Here is a 19,651-nt window from a genome sequence, read left to right on the forward strand (position 1 = left end):
ATAATTCTTTACTTCATTAATCTTTAGCAGAATATTAACAAAAGTGAATCTATTAATGTAAATTTCGATATGAATACTCAACTAAAAGACATTAATGGTACTAAAATTAACACCATTGAATGGGAAACGAAAAACCCTAAAGGCGTAATACTTATTGTTCATGGTTATGCAGAACATTGTGCTCGTTATGAGCACGTTGCACATTTTTTTAATCAAAATGGATATACTGTTAGATCGTTTGATTTTTCAGGTCATGGAAAATCTGAAGGTACGAAAGCTTTCATTAGCAATTTTGATATTTACGTAGCTGAGTTAGAAGAACAAGCAAAATCAATGGTCAATGATTATCCTAATATTCCAGGTTTTATACTTGGTCATAGTATGGGAGGTGTAGTCACCGGAATAGCTGCTGCTCGCCACCAATTAAGCGGCATAAATAATATCATTTTTAGCAACCCAGGATTAGATATTGTCTCAAACCAACCAGCAATCTTAGTGAAATTAATCAGAATCCTAGCTCCTATCGTTCCGAAATTAAAAACGACTAAACTCAGTAGTGAATTTATAAGCAGAGATGCTGAGGAAAGAAAGAAATATGACAACGATCCACTAAATTACAGGGAAGGAACGCGACCAGGTTTTGCTAATGAATTTGATAAAGCGGGTCAATGGCTTCGTGAAAACGCCCACCAAATAGATCAAAACGTTTATTTGAATTATTCTTTAAGTGACAAAGTGGTATATCCTAAAGCATCAGAGTACTTTTATGAGCAGATTAGTTCTAAAGACAAATCGAAAACACATTATGAAGGATTGTACCACGAGTTACTGAACGAGCCTGAAAAACAAGAAGTCATGAATAATATGCTAAAGTGGTGCAATGATCACCTAAGCAAATAATTGATAGACTAATAAACTTCCCAAATAAGCTAGCGCACTCATATACACAAATTGTATAATCGGCCACTTCCACGATTTTGTTTCCCTCTTGGTTACAGCTAATGTACTCATGCATTGCATTGCGAAAACATAAAAGATAAGTAAGGATAATGAAGTCGCAAATCCATATATGGGTTTGCCTGTGATCGGATCTACTTCAGAGGCCATCCGCTCTCGAATGGTACTTTCATCATCGGTTCCTCCTATGCTGTAGATTGTTGCCATCGTTCCTACAAATACTTCCCTAGCAGCAAATGAAGTAATTAAAGCAATTCCAATTTTCCAGTCAAATCCTAGTGGCTTAATTACTGGCTCTATAAATTTACCCAGATGTCCAGCATAAGAATTTTCAATTTTCAAAGACGCAAGCAGTTGTTCGGATGCTTCATCATCTAACCCTTTAATCGCACTTATTTCGGTTGCTTGTGTTTCAGCCATTTTCATTTTAGCAGCAGGACCATAAGATGCTAAAAACCACAGAATGATCGAGATCACAAAAATAACCTTCCCTGCTTCGACGATAAAAGCAAGCACTTTCTCTTTGACATTATAAAAAATATTCTTCCAGATAGGCGGTTTGTAGATAGGTAATTCCATCATTAAATAGGAGTTATTATCCTTCTTAAGAATAATATTAAATACCATCGCTGAACCTAATGCAGCAACAATACTTAATAAGTAAAGTCCCATAAAAGCAAGTCCTTGTTGGTTAAATCCCATAAAGCTTCCTGCGGGAACTACAAATCCAATTAACACCGTATAAACTGGAATTCTGGCGGAACAACTTATAAGCGGCGCTACCATGATCGTGATCAGTCTTTCTCGCCAGTTGCTTATGGTTCTAGTAGACATAATCGCAGGAATGGCGCAAGCTCCACTTGAAACTAATGCAACAATACTCCTTCCATTCAACCCAAATTTCTGGAACAACTTATCAAACATAAACACTGCCCTGGACATATATCCTACCTCTTCCAACAGCGATATGAGAAGAAATAAAAACAAAATCTGAGGTATGAAAACCATGATACCACCTAAACCAGCAATAATCCCCTCTGTAAGTAACCTAGTAAACCAGCCATCTGGCAGTAAATCTTTCACTGTATTCTCACCCCATGCAAAGGCATCCTCTATCCAAGTCATCGGATATTCTGACCAACTAAAAATAACCTGAAAGACCAAAAGCATAATTCCAAAGAAAATGATCGGCCCGAATACTCGATGTGTAATGACATTATCTATAGCGTCTGTTACACTCTCACTTTTGGGATTTGCCTTCGCTTCTAATTGCCTAACAAATGGAGTGAACTTGGCAAATCGAGACATCGTCTCATTGATCTGAGACTTAATAGACTCAAAGTGTACACCATCAGTTATATTCTTAATATTGATCCGATCGGCAGCAGAAATATGCTTTAACCAGTGATGGTGGTGAGCAACTAAAAGTACTCTATATTTATTCTCCTCTTTCAGAAAAGGCTGCAATTTCTCGATTACTGCTTTATCACTTTTAGAAAAGCTATAAAACTCGTTGCTTTTTGCTTCAATAGGATTACGCAGTTTCTCTAGTGTAGTGGCCTTTAGTATGTCAATGTTTTTTTCTTCTCTACACGAAATAGGGACAATTTTCACCCCCATTTTCTTTTCTAAATATTCGCTATCATATACTAATCCTTCTTTTTCCGCGATATCTGTCATATTTAGAGCTAGAACCATCGGAATCTGAAGGTCGATAAGCTGAGATGCTAAAAGAAGGTGACGCTCCATATTCATTACATCCAGAACATATATAATTGCATCCGGGAAATTAGGATTATCAGGATTCGTTAATATTTCCGTAACTATACGTTCATCCGAAGAATTCGGATACATACTGTAAGTCCCTGGTAAGTCAATGATATCTACAAAATTATTATTGCCTAGGTCTGTAGAGCCAATTTTCTTATCCACTGTTACACCAGGAAAATTTCCCACCTGCTGTCTCAATCCAGTCAGAATATTAAACAAACTTGATTTCCCACTATTTGGATTCCCTATAAGCGCAACGATTTGCTTTTCCTTCTTCGACATTATTCTTTGATTATGATGGTCGCTGCTTCAGAACTTCGGACAGCTACATTTAGACCATTCAGCTTCAGATAAAAAGCACCCCCAAAAGGAGCTTTTCTGATCATGGTAATTTTTGCATCCGGCAAGATACCCATCGTCAGCAGCTTGCATGATAATGAGTCATTACTAAATCGCACTACCACTGCGGATTCTCCCTTCTTTAAATCTAGAATCGTTCTCACTTTTTATTTAGACTGATTTTAAATAGGCAAATATATGCTTTTTATATGGACTCCTAATAATTTTAAAGCACATCATTTCTGTAAAAATTCAATACTTCTAAGTGATTGTATCTCTTGCAATAAAAGTCCACATTATAACAAGATATTCTTATTAATATATAACCTATGGAATCTTAAAATGTTGAAATTTCCCCAATCTAATCCCTTAATATTCATATGGTATAATTTCAAATGTGTAATTAAACTTAATGGAAGAACCCCTCCTATGCATTTCTTAATATATTTGGATCATAAACAAACAAATAATTGACATGAAAAGATTAAAATTAGCTTTTCTTACCCTATTTACTTCTCTCGCTATTTTCACGAATGCACAGATCACTCAGGTCGTTCGTGGTACAGTCGTAGATCAGGAATCACAATTTCCTTTAATCGGAGTTAATGTGGCTATTCCGACTGCAGATGGCAGTTTCTTGGGAGGAACCAGTGACTTAGATGGTAATTTCAGAATAGAGGGAGTACCTTTAGGAAGAATGTCAATAACCTTCTCCTACCTCGGTTATAATGATGCCCAACTAACGGATATCATCGTGAATTCTGCGAAAGAAGTCATTCTTAATATCAAGATGCAAGAAAAGGTCATGGAGTTAGATGAGGTGGTTGTGTACGCGAAAAGAAGTGGTGAAGTTAGCAATGAGATGGCCACTGTAAGTGCAAGGGAGTTCTCTGTCCAAGAAACGAACCGATATGCCGGTTCTAGAGGAGAGCCAGCAAGAATGGCCTCTAATTTCGCTGGTGTCCAAGGAGCTGATGATTCTCGTAATGATATTATTATTCGAGGGAATTCTCCTCAAGGTGTTCTATGGAGATTAGATGGTTTCAATATTCCTAATCCGAATCACTTTTCGATTCCAGGAACGGGAGGAGGGCCAGTAACCATCTTAAATAATAAATTTCTAGCCAATTCTGATTTCTTTACAGGCGCTTTTCCAGCAGAATACGGAAATGGTATTGCCGGTGTTTTTGATCTAAAAATGAGAAACGGTAATAATGCAAAGCATGAATTTAGCGCGCAATTAGGATTCTTAGGAACGGAATTAATGGCTGAGGGACCGCTAGGAAATTCAGGAGCATCTTACCTTGCTACCTATAGATATTCTACACTCCAATTATTCCAGTTTCTAAATATAAATGTAGGAACCGATGCTGTACCAGCTTACCAAGATGCTGCATTCAGACTTAACTTTCCAATGAAAAAAGGAGGAAACTTTGCAATATTCGGTATCGGAGGCTTAAGTAGAATTGACATTATACTAAGTGAAGACATCGAAGTGGACACCAGTACGCTTATCTTCGGATCTAACGACCGGGACCAATACTTCGGATCAAGAATGGGAATTGTAGGTGCTACATACACTCAACCTATTAATATTAACACTTTTGTAAAAGCTGGAGTTTCCGCTTCCCATTCCTATGTAGATGCTAATCACAAGTACTTCGAAAGAAGTATTGTAGACAATAAATATAGAGTAGATACTTTGTTAGATGTTCTTGACTATACCTTCATAGAAAATAAATATTCAGCATACGTTTATACAAACTGGAAAGTAAACAAGAAGCTTTCCCTTAAAGCTGGAGTCAATACAGATATCTATCAACTCAATTACGACGACCAAGTTAGACTTATTGTTCCTTCTGCAACTGGAGGAGAAACTACTTTTCAAAATTGGCAGACTAGATGGGATGCAAGTGATATCAATACTTTAATCCAACCATATGTCCAAATCAAATACAGATTAAATGAAGATCTAACATTGACCTCAGGCTTAACAAGTACTTATTATAGTATAAATGCACAATCTGTATCTCCAGTCGAACCGAGACTAGGGTTATCTTATCAGATAGATCCTAAACAAAAAATAGGACTAGGACTTGGTGTGCATTCTCAGATTCAATCTAACTATTTATATTACTATGGAAACAGAGTTGATAATAGCGGAAGTCCGGAAACATACAACAAAGATATAGGGCTGACGAAAAGTAATCATTTGGTCTTTTCATATGATCGAAACTTAGCGAAGAATATGCGATTAAAATTCGAGACCTACTATCAGTATTTATATAATATACCGGTAGAAAAAGAAAAATCTTCCTTTTCATTAATCAATTCCGGCTCTGGTTTTTCAAGACTTTTCCCGAACGAACTTTCAAATGTGGGAGACGGCAGAAATTATGGTGTAGAATTGACTGTTGAAAAATTCTTCACGAGTGGGTACTATTTTCTCGTAACTTCTTCGGTTTATAATTCTGAATATAGAGGCAGCAAGCAAGTATGGACTAACACTGCATTCAATGGAAATTATGCGATGAATGGCTTATTTGCTAAAGAATTTAACATTAGTGATAAATCATCTATTAATATAGGAGGGAAAGTAACTCTTGCTGGTGGACGAAGATATGGCAATGTAGATAGAGAAGAATCAGCGAGACAACTTGAAATTATTTATAAAGATGATGATGAATTCAACGAGTTACAATTCAAACCTTATTTCAGAACGGACGCAAAAGTAAATTATAGATACAACACGAAGAAAGTGACCCATGAACTAGCAATTGATTTTGTGAATATCTTTAATACGAAAAATATATTGACATTGACCTATGCACCAGATAATCCGCTTGGACCTATTCGAGAAGAATACCAACTTGGCTTCTTGCCATTGTTTTACTACAGAATAGATTTCTAAGAAAATGGAGGCTGTCATCAAACAAAATTCTATGGATTAACAAAACAACTAACAGATCACAGCCTCCGATAACTTGCTACTAGGTAATAACCCCTATAACAAATACGCAGGTTTCGGTGGCTTTGGTTTTCAAAATTCACTTCTGGAAGATAAATATGTCTCCTTAGTGTAAGATGCTATATGACGTGGTCTTTTAGTTTTTGAAGAAATGGAGAAGCGAAAATGAAGTCGTGTAATAAATCACTTTCTGATTTTAATACTTCTTCCTTACTACCTTGCCATCCGATTTTTCCTTCATTTAGAAGCACTATATTTTCACCGATTTCCATAACCGAGTTCATATCGTGTGTATTAATAACCGTTGTAATATTATTCTCTTTGGTAATGGAGGCAATTAATCCATCTATAACAATAGAAGTTGTAGGATCCAATCCCGAATTCGGTTCATCACAAAAAAGGTACTTTGGTTCCAACACAATGGCTCGTGCAATTCCGACTCTTTTCTGCATTCCACCACTGGTTTCTGATGGATATTTATCATTCACCCCTTCAAGGTTCACTATTTCTAGACAGTAATTTACTCTATCTTTTTTCTCCTTCTCAGTTTTCTTAGTAAACATATCCATCGGGAAACGAATATTTTCTTCTACGGTCATAGAATCAAATAAAGCTGATCCTTGAAACAACATCCCTACATCCATTCGAATTTTTCGAACAGCTTCATGATCTAACTCTGTAAAATTGACATTGTCATACCATATTTTACCGGATGTTGGCGTTAATAGACCGACTAGTAATTTTAGTAAAACGGTCTTTCCTGCACCACTTTTTCCAATAATCAAATTAGTTTTCCCCTTTTCAAAAGTAAAGTCAAGGCCCTTTAAAACCTCAACATCCCCAAATGATTTTCTTATTTGCTCTATTCTTATCATACTGTTAGTACTAAGGCGATCACATAATCTGCAATCAGGATTAATATATTTCCGCTAACCACGGCTTGTGTGCTAGCTTTACCTAATTCGATACTTCCACCTTTTACAAAATATCCTTGATAACAAGATACACTCGTAAGAATGAAAGCGAAAACAATAGATTTCACAAACATTATAAAAACGTTATAACCTTCGAACCAAGAACGCAATCCCTGAACAAACTCAGCACTGCTAAACATTCCTGTAGGAACACTTGCTATATAAGCTCCGATGATACTAACGATAGCTGCCACGCATACTAATAATGGTATTACAATTAAGGCCGCAATTATTTTAGGCATTACTAAGTATGAAGAAGTATTCACACCCATAATTTCCATAGCATCGATATGTTCTTTCTGGCGCATTCCACCTATTTCAGCTGCAATGTTAGATCCTACTTTTCCAGACAATACCAGACATGAAATGGTAGGAGCCATCTCAATAATGGTCATATCTCTAACAATGTAACCTATGTAATATCTAGGAATCAAGGTACCTCCCATCTGGTAGGCAAATTGAATAGCTGTTACCGCACCGATAAAAATTGCGATAAGGAAAACAATTATAAATGACCCAATTCCTATATCGTTCATCTGTCTGGAAATTTCTTTCCAGTACATCTTGAAATTCTCTGGTCTTGAAAACACTTTTGGCAGCCAAAGAATGAACTTGCCAAAATCGCTGAATATTTTTGAAATCATATACCGATTTAAACCTTAATACAAACTCTTTTGTTTGGTAAATCTAAGAATATTAATTTCGAGCATCTAAAAAAGGCGGATAAAATATGAATGCAGTTATAACAGGAGGAACAAAAGGTATAGGAAAAGCAATTGCATCACTACTCGCAGAGCAAGGTGCTAATCTCGCAATTTGCTCTAGAAATGGAGAGGAATTAGCGACGATGAAGAAAGAATTCGAGCAAAAATATCCTAAGATTGATTTCATAATCACAGAAACAGACGTCAGTAAGAAAAACGAAGTTGAAAAGTTCGCTGCTGAAATTTTATCTAAATGGTCTCGGATAGACATGCTCGTAAACAATGCTGGCGTATTCTTACCTGGTGAGATTCACCAAGAAGAAGAAGGCAAACTAGAATCCCAAATTGAAACCAACTTATACTCTGCTTATCATCTTACAAGAGCACTGATGCCTACTTTCTTAAATCAAAATCAAGGGCATATTTTCAATATGTGTTCCGTGGCTAGTTTAATCGCTTATCCGAATGGCGGTTCTTACTCCATTTCGAAATTTGCATTACTCGGATTTTCGAAAGTACTTCGTGAAGAATTAAAAGACAAAGGCATAAAAGTGACCGCTGTAATGCCTGGAGCTACTTGGTCTAATTCATGGGCAGGAGTAGAGTTACCTGAAGAAAGGCTGATGAAAGCGGATGACATTGCTCAAGCAATCTGGTCAGCATACAACCTAAGTCCAGCTGCAGTAGTAGAAGAAATTATTCTAAGACCGCAGAAAGGAGACTTGTAATTAAGGAGTGATCCATAGCGCTTCTTTAATATTCTCAAGCTTAACATCTCCATTTTTATAGACTTCCCCTTGGATCTTACCTGATTTCTGGAGGACAATTCCATTCCAGTCCATTCCACAGTCATTGTGCAATCTGGCGTTGTCTAAAATTAGCATACCTCCAGGTTCTACTGTAATCGAGCTTCCTGCTGGCATAGATAACCTGCAAGATATTTTTAACTGGCCTCCGTCTTGAATAATAACATTACCTTCTAGATCTTTGGCCCCTTGAAAGTGAACATTACTTGAAATAATTACATTCTTATTCGGATTCAAAGTACACCATCGCTGCTCTAAAAGATCTCGTTGCTTAGATCCGATTTTAGACATATTCTTCCTCATCTTGCCAATTTGACAAGGCGTAATAGCATGTTGATTACTATTGTAATCCATCATATTATTAGAGGTTACTCCTTTGCACTTTCCTGTGGGTGTAGGTGCCCAGCAATTAGGATGTGGAGGTGTGTCTTCACAGCCATCATTTTTATTCCATGCATGACTTAGTCCCATCACATGACCTACTTCATGATTTAATAATGGACTATGGAGCCACGGTTTATCATCAGGTTTATAGATCGTTCCTAACTTGATACTTTTCCCTAATGCAATACCCGCAGCTGATGCACTGTAAGTCCTTGACTTAATGGAATCTGGATGGTGCACCATATAAAAGACATTGAGCATTGAGTCATTATCAACTTTGTATTTATCGATAACTGTTCTTTTATAATTATTTCGATTTTTGCCTTCATTGACATAAAAACATAAGGCATCATCTGCATGAAAATAAATATCTTCATCTTTTAAAACATACTGATAGAGCGGATCATAAACGGGTGTTGCATTTCCTTCAGGCAAGTTCATTTTTTTATTATAAACTAATTTCCGGTTCGCTTGATAGATTAATTGTTTAGCATAATCTTTACCCGATTCTCCATAGTAGTTACTTTTCCAATCGGAAGTATTCATGAAGTGCATATTAAGTCGGATATACTTAATGTTATCGACATGAGCATTCAGGGTATCTGGAATATAAGCGCTAATATCATTGCATGAGTTAGACTTTTTCTTGGCTTGATCTAAGTTCCATTCTGGAATATTTTCCAGCATAGGAGTAAACTCAGAAACCTGAAAAGGACACTGAAACAAGAATAATATATATAACCCGCTTAGGTATTTAATCCTCCACATACGCTAATCACTTGACCTGTAATGTATTCCGAAAGATCGGATGCTAGGTACAGACAAGTATTAGCTACTTCTAGACCAGTGCCTAGTCTTTTCATCGGTATGTTAGCAAGGAAATTTTCTTTTGTCTTATCATCTAACTCTTCCGTCATGTCCGTTTCTATAAAACCCGGTGCAATCGCATTACATCGAATACTTCGTGTTCCAACTTCTTTCGCAATAGACTTTGTGAATCCGATGATTCCTGCTTTCGATGCAGCATAGTTAGCTTGGCCAGCATTTCCGAAAACACCCACCACAGAACTCATGTTAATGATTGATCCTTTTCGTGCTTTCAACATCGGTCGTAATACGTGCTTTGTCAGATTAAAAACTGATTTCAAATTGACATTAATTACATCATCCCACTGCTCCTCATTCATTCTTAACATCAGCGTATCTTTCGTGATTCCCGCATTATTTATAAGAATATCTATTTTGCCAAAATCTTTAATTACCTCTTCTACTAAGCTCTGCGCTTGTTCATATGAACTGGCATCTGATTGGATAGCTTTCACCATCACTCCGTATTCTCCACTTAATCTTTCAGCAATGGCATTCGCCTTCTCTGCAGAAGATCTGTAAGTAAATGCAATGTTCGATCCTTGTTCCGCAAAACGTTCCGCGATAGCTTCTCCGATTCCTCTAGATCCACCCGTTAAAAGGGTTACTTGTCCTGTCAATAATTTCATTATGCTTTGTTCTTTTTTACAAAGATAAAATTTTTACGATTCCACGATCTTTGCTCCTAATAATTCGTCAGGAATATTAAAAGCGGTTACTAAATTTAGTACTTCTGGTCGTAGTTCTTGGATCAATTTATTTACGACTCTTCTGAGTGCCTTTGTCTTAGAGCCTGTCATGTAGTCATTCTCCAAATACCAACCTTTATGATCTTGGATGGTATTTAATGCAAAAAGTTGACATAATTTTGTCAGAGCAGCTCTACAACCTTCATCATCAGTCCTTTCTATCGTTGCATAAAAACTGTCTAGTATTACTTTTTCGACATATGCTTCGGCCATTTCCTGCATATGAATCTGGCATCTGAGATAAGCTTGGTAAGGGGTAATCCTCCTTTTTAAGTAATTCCTCATCCTTTGTCCAACAGTAATGGTCAGTTTATTCACTCTATAATTAAATGCACTGATATGAAAATCTTTGTCTAAAAGGTGCTCTGCATTCGTATTTCTGATGGTAATCGGGTTAAGTTCGGTTAGGCTCGTTGAAAATCTATCCGCTAGAAACCTAATAATTGCCATATATCCACCGTCATTAAAGTTATCTCTGAACTCTGACATTAGTGATTTAGCAACGAGTTGTAGCAGCACTGTATTATCACCTTCGAAAGTGGTAAATATATCAGTATCCGCTTTTAGATCTGTTAATCGATTCTCCTGCAAGTATCCTTTACCACCGCACGCTTCTCTAGCTTCCTGGACCGTATCTGTACAATGCCAAGTTGCATATGACTTAAGCCCAGCAGCCAGTGTCTCAACTTCTCGCATTTCCCCTGTACCATATTGTTTCGCATATAGCGCTTGCAAATTATGCAATGCAAAGTTCAAAGCATACGTCTTAGCAATTCTAGGTATTAACCTTTTTTGATGAGAAGGATAGTCCATGATAAGCGTCTCTTTCTCATTATCATTTGCTGAAAATTGACGTCGTTTCAAAGCATATTTTACTGCAATAGAGAGTGCAGATTTTGCACCAGTATTTCCAGCAATACCAACACTGACTCTTCCTGCTACAAGTGCACCAAGCATAGTGAAAAATCGCTTCGCTGGATTCTCTATCGGACTTATATAGTTACCATCCTCATCAATATCTCCGTATTTATTGAGAAGATTTTCTTTTGGAATAGTGACTTGATCAAACCATATCCTTCCATTATCGACGCCATTCAGTCCCATTTTATATCCACAATCCAATACTTTCACGCCTGGAAGGAGATTATGATGACGATCTCTTAAAGGTACCATCAAAGCATGCACACCTTCATTTTTTCCATTGACAATTAATTGAGCGAAAACTGCTGCCATTCTCGAATCCATTGCATTCCCGATGTATTCTTTTCCAGCATCGTATACTGGCGAATGAACGGTTATTAGTCCTGTTGAATGATTATATGTTGCTGTGGTTTCTAGGTCTCTAACATTCGAACCGTGCCCTGTTTCTGTCATCGCAAAACAACCTGGCAGTTTGAATGTCATCATATCATTCAAGTACTTTTCAAAATGACGTTCTGTCCCGAGTCCATATATAGCTCCGCCGAAAAGCCCAAATTGAACTCCAAATTTGATCAATAAACTCTGATCATGATAAGATACCGCTTCGAATACAGCAATGCTTTTAGCCACTGCTCCTTTTCCACCATATTTTTCAGGAAAGGCATAAGTACTTGCGCCTTGGTCTGCTAGGTATTGAACTTGTTCAGAAACTCTTTTCCTTTGATCAGCTTTATCTCTCAGAATTTCATAACTGAAAGCTGGATCTCTAAGAAGTTTTTTTACTCGATTGATCAACTCACCATGCTCACCATCAAGTATTGCTTGCATTTTCGTAGTATCGAAACTCCCTTTATTCGAAATCTCGCTGGTCGATTTCCCTGGTTGCAACTTCGTTTCTAGAAGGGTTTTACTTATTTCGCTTCTAATGCCGAGTGCTTCTTCTATTTCTTGCAGTGCTTGCTGCGTCTTAGGTGATTTCCATACTTCATCTTGTCGATATCCTATACTACTTTGGGCTATCTTCAATCCCATTTCACTTAATCCGAGTTTTTCATTTTCATCGAATTCAGGTGCATGTTTCTTTAATTCTTGTATCCATTCTTTGAATTCTTCTGGGCTTGGTGGTTGTGCTGGATTTAACCATTTAACCAACTGGCGTTTATCACTAAATGTTAAAAAATCTAGATCTTGAATTCTCTTTCTGATAATTTTTATTTCAGATGGACTTAGAACTGAATCTGACCATGTGACATAGAAGATTGGCAATAGAGATAATATTCCGGGAGAATACTTCGACTTTGTAGCTATACTCATAATTTTTCTTTGTTCGGTATTGAATTAACAATATAACAACATAGATGTGATATAGATTACGCAGAAGGACAAAAAAGTATGTTAATTATATGATAATCTTCTAATAAGTTGATTTACAATACTTCGACTCCGTCTGATTCTTAGCCTCTAATGATCATCTGAAAAGAATATTCACGATATACGAATCCTCCTTTAACATAAAAAGAGACTGCCTAAGTGAAAGACAGTCTCTTTTTGTATTCTTAAATAAGCAGCTTAAAACTTAAGCAACTTAATATTATGCTTTTCCGTTCAGCTTATCGAACTTAGACTTCGCTTCAACCTTAGGGAAAACATTGTTTTCAGTATTGGTATCAGCTGTTTCCTTAAGTGGATCAAGAACGATGTTCGTTACTTCTTTCTCAAAAGAAAAAGTTTTTGTAATTGATTCTTCGTCCATTCTCCATACTTCTGCTGGAATTCTTTCTATCGTTTTACTTCCGTCTTTGAAAGTAAATTCTAATATAATCGGTGTTACTAATCCACCTTTATTAGCAAACTTGATTGAATAGAAATTTTTCTTAGATGCTTCAGCGATGATTTTACTATCATCTACTTTATTTCTGTATTCACCGTACATTCTAGCATCCGTTTCAGCAAGTACAAATGGTTTCGGTCCTTTAGAAAAATCAGTTGCAGCTTCTGCTTCTTTCTTTTCCTTAGGCATTTCTACCACTTCTTCTACTTTCGATTTTTTCTTTTTCTTCTTTTTCTTCTTCTTAGATGTTTCTTCAACAGGCGTTTTATCAACAGATGCCATTTGTGGCTTAGCACCTATTTTCATCCATCTTACATCTTCTATTTCTACATCAACATGGTCTACAGTATAGAACCATCCTTTCCAGAACCAATCTAAATCAACAGCAGATGCATCCTCTAATGTTCTAAATAAATCTGCAGGTTGAGGTCTTTTGAACGCCCATCTTGTAGCATATTCTTTGAAAGCAGCATCGAATAATTCTTTACCCATGATGGTTTCTCTTAAAATATTCAATGCCGTCGCTGGCTTCGCATATGCGTTCCATCCGAATTGCTTAATCTGCTCAGAGTTCGTCATAATCGGTCTGATCTGATCTTTCGGCATACTCATGTATGGAGTAATATTAGCTGCAGGTCCTCTTCTAGAAGGAAAATCTACATATTGCTCTTGCTCTGTTAAGTACTGTACAAAAGTATTTAACCCTTCATCCATCCAAGTCCATTGTCTCTCATCAGAGTTAATGATCATCGGGAAGAAATTGTGACCTACTTCATGAATGATAACACCGATCATTCCATATTTTGTTCTATCTGAAACTGTACCATCTTCATTCGGTCTTCCGAAGTTGAAACAAATCATCGGGTATTCCATTCCGATAGATGCTGCGTGAACAGAAATCGCTTTAGGATAAGGATATTCAATTGTAAATTTAGAATAAGTCTTCAATGTTGCAACAACTGCCTTAGTAGACTCTTCTTCCCAAAGTGGATTTCCTTCTTTAGGATAGTAAGACATTGCTAGAGGAGCACTATTTTCTAATTGTACCGCTTGAGCATCCCAAATGAACTTTCTTGAACTAGCAAAAGCAAAATCTCTCACCATCTTAGCATCAAAAACCCAAGTTTTATTTTTGCTATCTTTTGTTTTTTCATTTTCAATGGCTTCATCTTCAGTTACAATGATTACTGGCTTATCGAATGACTTCTTAGCCATTTCGAATCTCTTCAAATGTTCTGCAGACAAAACGTCTTTAGGATTCTGAAGTGTTCCTGTAGATGCTACAACATGATCAGCAGGTACCGTGATTGCAACTTTGTAATCACCAAATTCTAAAGCGAACTCACCTCTTCCTAAGAATTGCTTATTCTGCCATCCATTAGCATCATCATAAACAGCTAATCTTGGAAAAAACTGTGCAATGGTGTACAAGTAATTGTCGTCTTTAGGAAAATACTCATAACCACTTCTACCACCTTCACTCATTCTGTCGTTGATATTGTAGTTCCAAGAGATTCTAAATTTGAATTCACCACCTGACTTAATAGGTTGTGGTACATCAATTCTCATCATCGTCTGATTGATGATATAAGGAAGTTTATTTCCTTTATCATCTGTAACAGATACAATATTAAAACCTCTTTCTAAGTCTGGAGTGTCCATATACTGAGAAAAGATCTTAGCTGGAATTGTATCATTTTCTTTTGCTCCACCTACTGCCATTGTTTTGTAAGTATTGGAGTTCTTGTTTCTCATGTTTTGATCTAACTGGATCCATAGATAATTCAGTTGATCAGGAGAATTGTTGTGGTAGTGTATTTTTTCTGAACCTGTAATGGTTTGTTTAGCATCGTCAAGTGTGATTTCCATATCATAATCCACTTTTTGCTGCCAATAAGATTCACCCGGAGCACCGCTTCCTGTTCTGTATTCATTCGGAGTTGGTAAGTTGGTTCCTAATTGTTCGAACTTGCCTTCCCATTCTTTTTGAGCATTTATATTCAATGCAAAAAGAGAAAGTGTCAAAAAATAAAATATTTTCTTCATATCATTGTTTAAATTACTAATAGTTCCGTGAAAATAACCCGAAACTTTATTAACACATAATCTGTTGACATAAAATGAACATTATCCTTTCAATAATAACTTTATTTACATTTCAGCTCCATGAACTTCATCTGAGCATGTCTCATATTTCATATAATGAAGAACATCATCGGATCGAAATTCAGAACCGAATTTTCTATGATGATTTAGAAAAGAGCTTGAGAATATCACTGGATAATGAGAAGTTCGACATCTTAAAACCTGAAGAGAGTAATCTTGATTATGATTCATTATTCCAAGATTATAACAATAGAAATTTTGAAATCGCTATAAATGATTCACCTATTGAATTGTCTTTATTAGAATATGAAATTAAAGATGATGCGATCGTGATGTATTTATTCAAATCAGATGTTCCAAAAATAAACACACTAAAGGTCTTCTCCCATATTTTGTTTGAAATATTCGACGACCAAGACAATGTAGTCTCTGTTCAAGTTAACAAAAAGAGAAAGTCTAAAAAATTTAGTTACGACTCTAAACCCCTAGAAATAGAAGTAAATTAAAAAATTTGAATCTTTTTCATCAAAAAATGTGACTATCCAATCTTTGATCGTCTTAAGGATATAGAACGTGTTTATTATCCAGAATTTTGAGACGAGTGAATTTTTAATGAAGCCTGGAAACTTCTAATGATCATCGGTCAATCTCGATAACAACTAATTGCCTAATGCCATGTCATTTCACACCCTGTTGAATGACATAAGAACATAAAACCATAAAAGTGACCGCAGCGCTAAACTACCTAATTAGCGCTGCTTTTTTTTGCGACTTTTTAAGAAGAAGATATTAAGTATAAATAGTCAACGAAGTCCTAGAATGGCTTTGTAGCTCTTCTTGCTTTTCGATTCTTTATAGATAACATCAAATCAAAATTCGTATTAATAAAATAGACACCCGTAAGCATAACGCCCATGGCTACTAAGGTTTGAAAAGTTATCACTTCATTTCTAATAAACCAACCTAGAAATACAGCTACAATAGGATGAACATAAGTGGCTGTTGCGACTTTTTCAGGAGATACTTTCTTGAGTAAGTAATTAAATGCTGAATAAGCGATAATAGAACCGAAAATGATTAGATAGGACCAACTGTAGTAGATTTTAGGAGCAAGATCTGTTAACACCAAGTCATTAAAATCTCCATTGAAATAGCTTACAATAAATATTAATACTGCCGAAATAAGCATTTGCAAGGCAGCAACCGTAAACATGGACTTTGGCAAATCGGCTTTGCTTATAAATACCGATCCCAGTCCCCAACACAGAATCGAAAATAATATGGCAGAAATGCCTTTAATATCATCTGGACCAGCAACAACTTCTTGCTGGCTAACCAGAATATACATGCCCACCATTCCGATAAAACATCCAATAAATTTTGTCCATTTGGGAAGGGATTTATTAATTGCCCACATAAGAAGGACTACCACTAAAGGTTCTATGGAAATTACCAAGGCGGTTACTCCTGAATCAATAAATTGCTCAGCCCATACCGCGCCAGTTAAACCAATTCCAAGAAAGAGAATAGAAGAAATCGCAAGGTTTCGCCACTGTTTCTTAGTGGGCATTTCCCACTTTCCAATAAGTATCGTGATAAGAAGTAAAATAGCGCCAGCAATACCTATTCTAGACCAAACAAGAAAGAATGGTGGAATGGATTCAATGGCAATTATATTCGCGAGATATGTGCTTCCCCAAACAATGTATACAATAAAGAAGCAAAATAAAATTAGAAACTTCTCAGATTTCAAGTCTACTTCATTTTCGGTCTTCTACGCTTTCCTCCACCTCCCATCGATCGGAAACCTTTTCTTCCCATGGTAGTTGCGGCTTTCGCTTGACCTCTGTTAGAAAATGCCTTATCAAATTGCTGAATTTGCTCTTTAATCTGCCCTTCAGTTACTTTAAGTTTCTTCGCATCATTCAAATAAATCTTAGAAGCGTTCCACTTATTTTTCATGGCATTAATATTTGCCAACTGAAGCAACACCATTGCTTTTTCGTTATCAGTAGGAAGTTTTAATGCTAACGCTTTCTGAAAAAGGTCTTCAGCTTCATTATTCTCTTTCCGATTCATGGCAATAGATCCCTTCATGATATAATAAATAGCTCTATTGGTTACATATAAAAGTTTAGGTGACAATGTCATTCCCAATCTCTTCTCTGCACCATCAAAATCAGTAACTTGAACAAATTTTGCTGCTGAATTCACTGTACCTAGAAGTAAGTAACTTGCAAGTAATCCTAATGAAACAAGGATAAACCAGATGCCGTACCATACGCCAAATGCAGCTGTCAGCCAAATCCCTAATATCATTGAAACAATGATTAGAGCTATCTTTAAGTAAACATTAATCGTTAACATTCTTCTCGTTTAATTTCTCTGCGAAGGTACAATATTCTTATTGAACATCATCTTATTCCCGCTGGTTTGCAGAAAAGATCCTTCTTTAAAAATTTTCTTAAATTTTTTCTCGAAAAAAAAGTCAGCTTTCTTTCGATCCTTTTCATAATGGTATAAATGATTCCAAATTAAGACTCCATCATCCGTCAAGCTTCTCTTCAGTTCTACCATAAATGCTTCTGTCAAAAATTCTTCAGGAATCAAGTCCTCCACAAATACATCCATGGCAATCATGTCATATTTCCGGCTGTTTAATTCCATGAAAAGATATGCATCTGCGGAAACTAATTCAATATTTGAATGAATAAGATCCCCCATGTACTTCTGGTATAAGTAGGTTACTTCTTCATCATATTCAATACCCGTAAATCGAGCATTAACTCCCATTTTCTCAAACATATATGGAATACTCCCAAGTCCAAAGCCAAGGATAAGAACATCTTTGTTTTCGAACTGAGTTAAATCCATTTTCTGGAAGGTGTCCCAGAAATTATCATACTTATCTGCAAAAGAATAGATGGCATTTTCAACACACAATTGATACCGTCCTTTAGATAAACATACATGTAAGCCTTCGTTGACTTCTGAATCAACACTTTCTATATGAACATCCGTAAAGTAACTCAAGCCCCTCTTCCACCATGGTTGCTTCATTTCTCCCAGGATCTATATTTCGCTGAATCGCTATATATGGTTTCGATAATTTCCTTATCTAGCTCATTTAATTTCATTCCGCGCCTTTTCATCACTCGTTCCATTGTATCAAAAGCTTTATCAAGTTTATAGGTTTCATATCCCTTAATACTTCCCCATGCAAAGGAAGGAATAAAATTCCTTGGATAACCAGTACCGAAAATATTAGATGCAACGCCTACTACGGTTCCTGTATTAAACATGATACTAATACCAGACTTCGCATGATCAGCCATGATTAAACCACAAAACTGCTCTCCAGTCTGAATAAATCTTTTCTCTTGGTAATTCCAAAGTTTGATATCCGTGTAATTATTTTTAAGATTAGAAGTCTGGGTATCGGCTCCGATATTACACCATTCCCCAATTACAGAATTACCCATGTAACCATCATGGCCTTTGTTACTATAACCTAAGATAACACTATTATTTACTTCTCCACCGATTTTAGACCATGGACCTACCGTAGTTGGACCATAGACTTTTGCACCCATTTTCACTTTAGAATTCGCGCATAGAGCAAAGCCACCTCTTATCATCGATCCTTCCATTACTTCAGCATCTTTCCCTATATAGATAGATCCATTGTTAGAATTCATTATGGCACCTTCTACGATTGCACCTTCTTCTAAGAAGATTCTACCTGTTCCGATAATCGTATTCGAATGACTAATAGGTTGTGTCGTTCTATCTTTGGTAATCAGACTGAAATCATTTTCGATTTCACTACCATTTAAAGTATAAATCTTCCATAATTCATCTACTAATTGAATAGATGTATCCTTGGAGATATCATATCCTGAAAGTTCGGAGATAGGAAGATCATCTTCTAATAGCTTAAACTGAACATCATCTAAATTAGCAGCTAATAACTCATCGTTATAAATGACAGCTTGATTAGTTTCTAATTGTGAGAACAATTCTACTAATTTCTTAGTGGGAAGCAATGCACCATTAATAACTAGATTCCGATCTGTTATCTGAATTGGATACTTTTTCGAAAGATAATCTTGAGTTATATAAGAGGCCTTCGTATCCAATAGAAGTTCCCATTTCTCTCTAATGGTTAAAATACCAACTCTAAGTTCACACACAGGTCGTGTATAAACAAGTGGAAGCATCCTGTCCCTAGAATCATCATCAAACAATATTAAGTTCATACCCATATTAGTAAAA

The 19,651-nt window shown here is 36.2% G+C and carries 16 protein-coding genes; 4 read left to right on the forward strand and 12 right to left on the reverse strand.

The annotated features are described in order from the left end of the window. The first annotated feature begins 69 nt into the window (after positions 1 to 69). A complete protein-coding gene (locus L2586_RS07290) occupies positions 70 to 900 on the forward strand; it encodes an alpha/beta hydrolase (protein WP_235292186.1) in 831 nt (276 codons plus the stop codon). Here the strand turns inward: L2586_RS07290 and feoB are convergent. Beyond that, on the reverse strand, positions 889 to 3,009 hold the full coding sequence (feoB, locus tag L2586_RS07295) for a ferrous iron transport protein B (RefSeq protein ID WP_235292187.1): 2,121 nt from the start codon (positions 3,007 to 3,009) through the stop codon (positions 889 to 891). The two genes, L2586_RS07290 and feoB, sit on opposite strands and share 12 nt — an antisense overlap. After that, the gene (locus L2586_RS07300; RefSeq protein WP_235292188.1) at positions 3,009 to 3,230 is read right to left on the reverse strand and encodes a FeoA family protein; all 222 of its coding nucleotides are present in this window, start codon (positions 3,228 to 3,230) and stop codon (positions 3,009 to 3,011) included. Before L2586_RS07300 ends, feoB begins: the two co-directional genes overlap by 1 nt. Positions 3,231 to 3,541: 311 nt before the next feature. On the opposite strand from L2586_RS07300, the gene L2586_RS07305 reads away from it, so the two are divergent. Then, on the forward strand, positions 3,542 to 5,977 hold the full coding sequence (locus L2586_RS07305) for a TonB-dependent receptor (protein WP_235292190.1): 2,436 nt from the start codon (positions 3,542 to 3,544) through the stop codon (positions 5,975 to 5,977). A 176-nt stretch (positions 5,978 to 6,153) separates the two neighbouring features. On the opposite strand, the gene L2586_RS07310 is transcribed toward L2586_RS07305, so the two are convergent. Both L2586_RS07310 and L2586_RS07315 read right to left on the reverse strand, forming a co-directional pair. Next, positions 6,154 to 6,909: an ABC transporter ATP-binding protein gene (locus L2586_RS07310; protein WP_235292191.1), complete on the reverse strand. Its 756-nt coding sequence runs from the start codon at positions 6,907 to 6,909 to the stop codon at positions 6,154 to 6,156. Further along, entirely contained in the window at positions 6,906 to 7,652 is a 747-nt protein-coding gene (locus tag L2586_RS07315; protein WP_235292193.1) for an MlaE family ABC transporter permease, read from the reverse strand. The genes L2586_RS07310 and L2586_RS07315 overlap by 4 nt, the downstream gene beginning before the upstream one ends. A gap of 86 nt (positions 7,653 to 7,738) precedes the next feature. Between L2586_RS07315 and L2586_RS07320 the strand changes: the two genes are divergently transcribed. Further along, positions 7,739 to 8,440 (forward strand): SDR family oxidoreductase, encoded by a 702-nt coding sequence (locus L2586_RS07320; RefSeq protein ID WP_235292194.1) that lies wholly within the window; start codon positions 7,739 to 7,741, stop codon positions 8,438 to 8,440. Here the strand turns inward: L2586_RS07320 and L2586_RS07325 are convergent, their stop codons facing one another. The 4 genes from L2586_RS07325 to L2586_RS07340 all read right to left on the reverse strand — a co-directional run bounded on the left by L2586_RS07325 (position 8,441) and on the right by L2586_RS07340 (position 15,316). Continuing rightward, positions 8,441 to 9,670, reverse strand: a complete 1,230-nt coding sequence (locus tag L2586_RS07325; RefSeq protein WP_235292195.1) for a M43 family zinc metalloprotease — start codon at positions 9,668 to 9,670, stop codon at positions 8,441 to 8,443. It lies immediately after the preceding gene. Further along, positions 9,649 to 10,398 (reverse strand): 3-oxoacyl-[acyl-carrier-protein] reductase, encoded by a 750-nt coding sequence (gene fabG / locus L2586_RS07330; protein WP_235292196.1) that lies wholly within the window; start codon positions 10,396 to 10,398, stop codon positions 9,649 to 9,651. Before fabG ends, L2586_RS07325 begins: the two co-directional genes overlap by 22 nt. Before the next feature lie 33 nt (positions 10,399 to 10,431). Continuing rightward, a complete protein-coding gene (locus L2586_RS07335) occupies positions 10,432 to 12,753 on the reverse strand; it encodes an acyl-CoA dehydrogenase family protein (protein ID WP_235292197.1) in 2,322 nt (773 codons plus the stop codon). Between the two features lie 277 nt (positions 12,754 to 13,030). Then, positions 13,031 to 15,316, reverse strand: a complete 2,286-nt coding sequence (locus tag L2586_RS07340) for a M1 family metallopeptidase (RefSeq protein WP_235292199.1) — start codon at positions 15,314 to 15,316, stop codon at positions 13,031 to 13,033. 74 nt (positions 15,317 to 15,390) lie between these two features. Between L2586_RS07340 and L2586_RS07345 the strand changes: the two genes are divergently transcribed. After that, positions 15,391 to 15,882, forward strand: a complete 492-nt coding sequence (locus L2586_RS07345; RefSeq protein ID WP_317218951.1) for a DUF6702 family protein — start codon at positions 15,391 to 15,393, stop codon at positions 15,880 to 15,882. 308 nt (positions 15,883 to 16,190) lie between these two features. Here the strand turns inward: L2586_RS07345 and L2586_RS07350 are convergent, their stop codons facing one another. From L2586_RS07350 to L2586_RS07365, 4 genes are read right to left on the reverse strand one after another with little or no spacing between them, the layout of a single operon-like run. Beyond that, positions 16,191 to 17,129, reverse strand: a complete 939-nt coding sequence (locus L2586_RS07350) for an EamA family transporter (RefSeq protein WP_235292201.1) — start codon at positions 17,127 to 17,129, stop codon at positions 16,191 to 16,193. Between the two features lie 2 nt (positions 17,130 to 17,131). Further along, entirely contained in the window at positions 17,132 to 17,695 is a 564-nt protein-coding gene (locus L2586_RS07355; protein WP_235292203.1) for a tetratricopeptide repeat protein, read from the reverse strand. 57 nt (positions 17,696 to 17,752) lie between these two features. After that, the gene (locus tag L2586_RS07360; RefSeq protein ID WP_235292205.1) at positions 17,753 to 18,436 is read right to left on the reverse strand and encodes a spermidine synthase; all 684 of its coding nucleotides are present in this window, start codon (positions 18,434 to 18,436) and stop codon (positions 17,753 to 17,755) included. Beyond that, entirely contained in the window at positions 18,433 to 19,635 is a 1,203-nt protein-coding gene (locus L2586_RS07365) for a GlmU family protein (protein ID WP_235292206.1), read from the reverse strand. Before L2586_RS07365 ends, L2586_RS07360 begins: the two co-directional genes overlap by 4 nt. Between the last annotated feature and the right edge of the window lie 16 nt (positions 19,636 to 19,651).

It is taken from the genome of Portibacter lacus, from assembly GCF_021533215.1.
Lineage (GTDB): Bacteria > Bacteroidota > Bacteroidia > Chitinophagales > Saprospiraceae > Portibacter > Portibacter lacus.

What these genes read in the sequence shown, in the direction of transcription:
- L2586_RS07290 (WP_235292186.1), top strand. Translation starts at nt 70, where the DNA reads ATGAATACTCAACTAAAAGACATTAATGGTACTAAAATTAACACCATT.
- feoB (WP_235292187.1), bottom strand. Translation starts at nt 3,009, where the DNA reads ATGTCGAAGAAGGAAAAGCAAATCGTTGCGCTTATAGGGAATCCAAAT.
- L2586_RS07305 (WP_235292190.1), top strand. Translation starts at nt 3,542, where the DNA reads ATGAAAAGATTAAAATTAGCTTTTCTTACCCTATTTACTTCTCTCGCT.
- L2586_RS07310 (WP_235292191.1), bottom strand. Translation starts at nt 6,909, where the DNA reads ATGATAAGAATAGAGCAAATAAGAAAATCATTTGGGGATGTTGAGGTT.
- L2586_RS07315 (WP_235292193.1), bottom strand. Translation starts at nt 7,652, where the DNA reads ATGATTTCAAAAATATTCAGCGATTTTGGCAAGTTCATTCTTTGGCTG.
- L2586_RS07320 (WP_235292194.1), top strand. Translation starts at nt 7,739, where the DNA reads ATGAATGCAGTTATAACAGGAGGAACAAAAGGTATAGGAAAAGCAATT.
- L2586_RS07325 (WP_235292195.1), bottom strand. Translation starts at nt 9,670, where the DNA reads ATGTGGAGGATTAAATACCTAAGCGGGTTATATATATTATTCTTGTTT.
- fabG (WP_235292196.1), bottom strand. Translation starts at nt 10,398, where the DNA reads ATGAAATTATTGACAGGACAAGTAACCCTTTTAACGGGTGGATCTAGA.
- L2586_RS07335 (WP_235292197.1), bottom strand. Translation starts at nt 12,753, where the DNA reads ATGAGTATAGCTACAAAGTCGAAGTATTCTCCCGGAATATTATCTCTA.
- L2586_RS07340 (WP_235292199.1), bottom strand. Translation starts at nt 15,316, where the DNA reads ATGAAGAAAATATTTTATTTTTTGACACTTTCTCTTTTTGCATTGAAT.
- L2586_RS07345 (WP_317218951.1), top strand. Translation starts at nt 15,391, where the DNA reads ATGAACATTATCCTTTCAATAATAACTTTATTTACATTTCAGCTCCAT.
- L2586_RS07355 (WP_235292203.1), bottom strand. Translation starts at nt 17,695, where the DNA reads ATGATATTAGGGATTTGGCTGACAGCTGCATTTGGCGTATGGTACGGC.
- L2586_RS07360 (WP_235292205.1), bottom strand. Translation starts at nt 18,436, where the DNA reads ATGAAGCAACCATGGTGGAAGAGGGGCTTGAGTTACTTTACGGATGTT.
- L2586_RS07365 (WP_235292206.1), bottom strand. Translation starts at nt 19,635, where the DNA reads ATGAACTTAATATTGTTTGATGATGATTCTAGGGACAGGATGCTTCCA.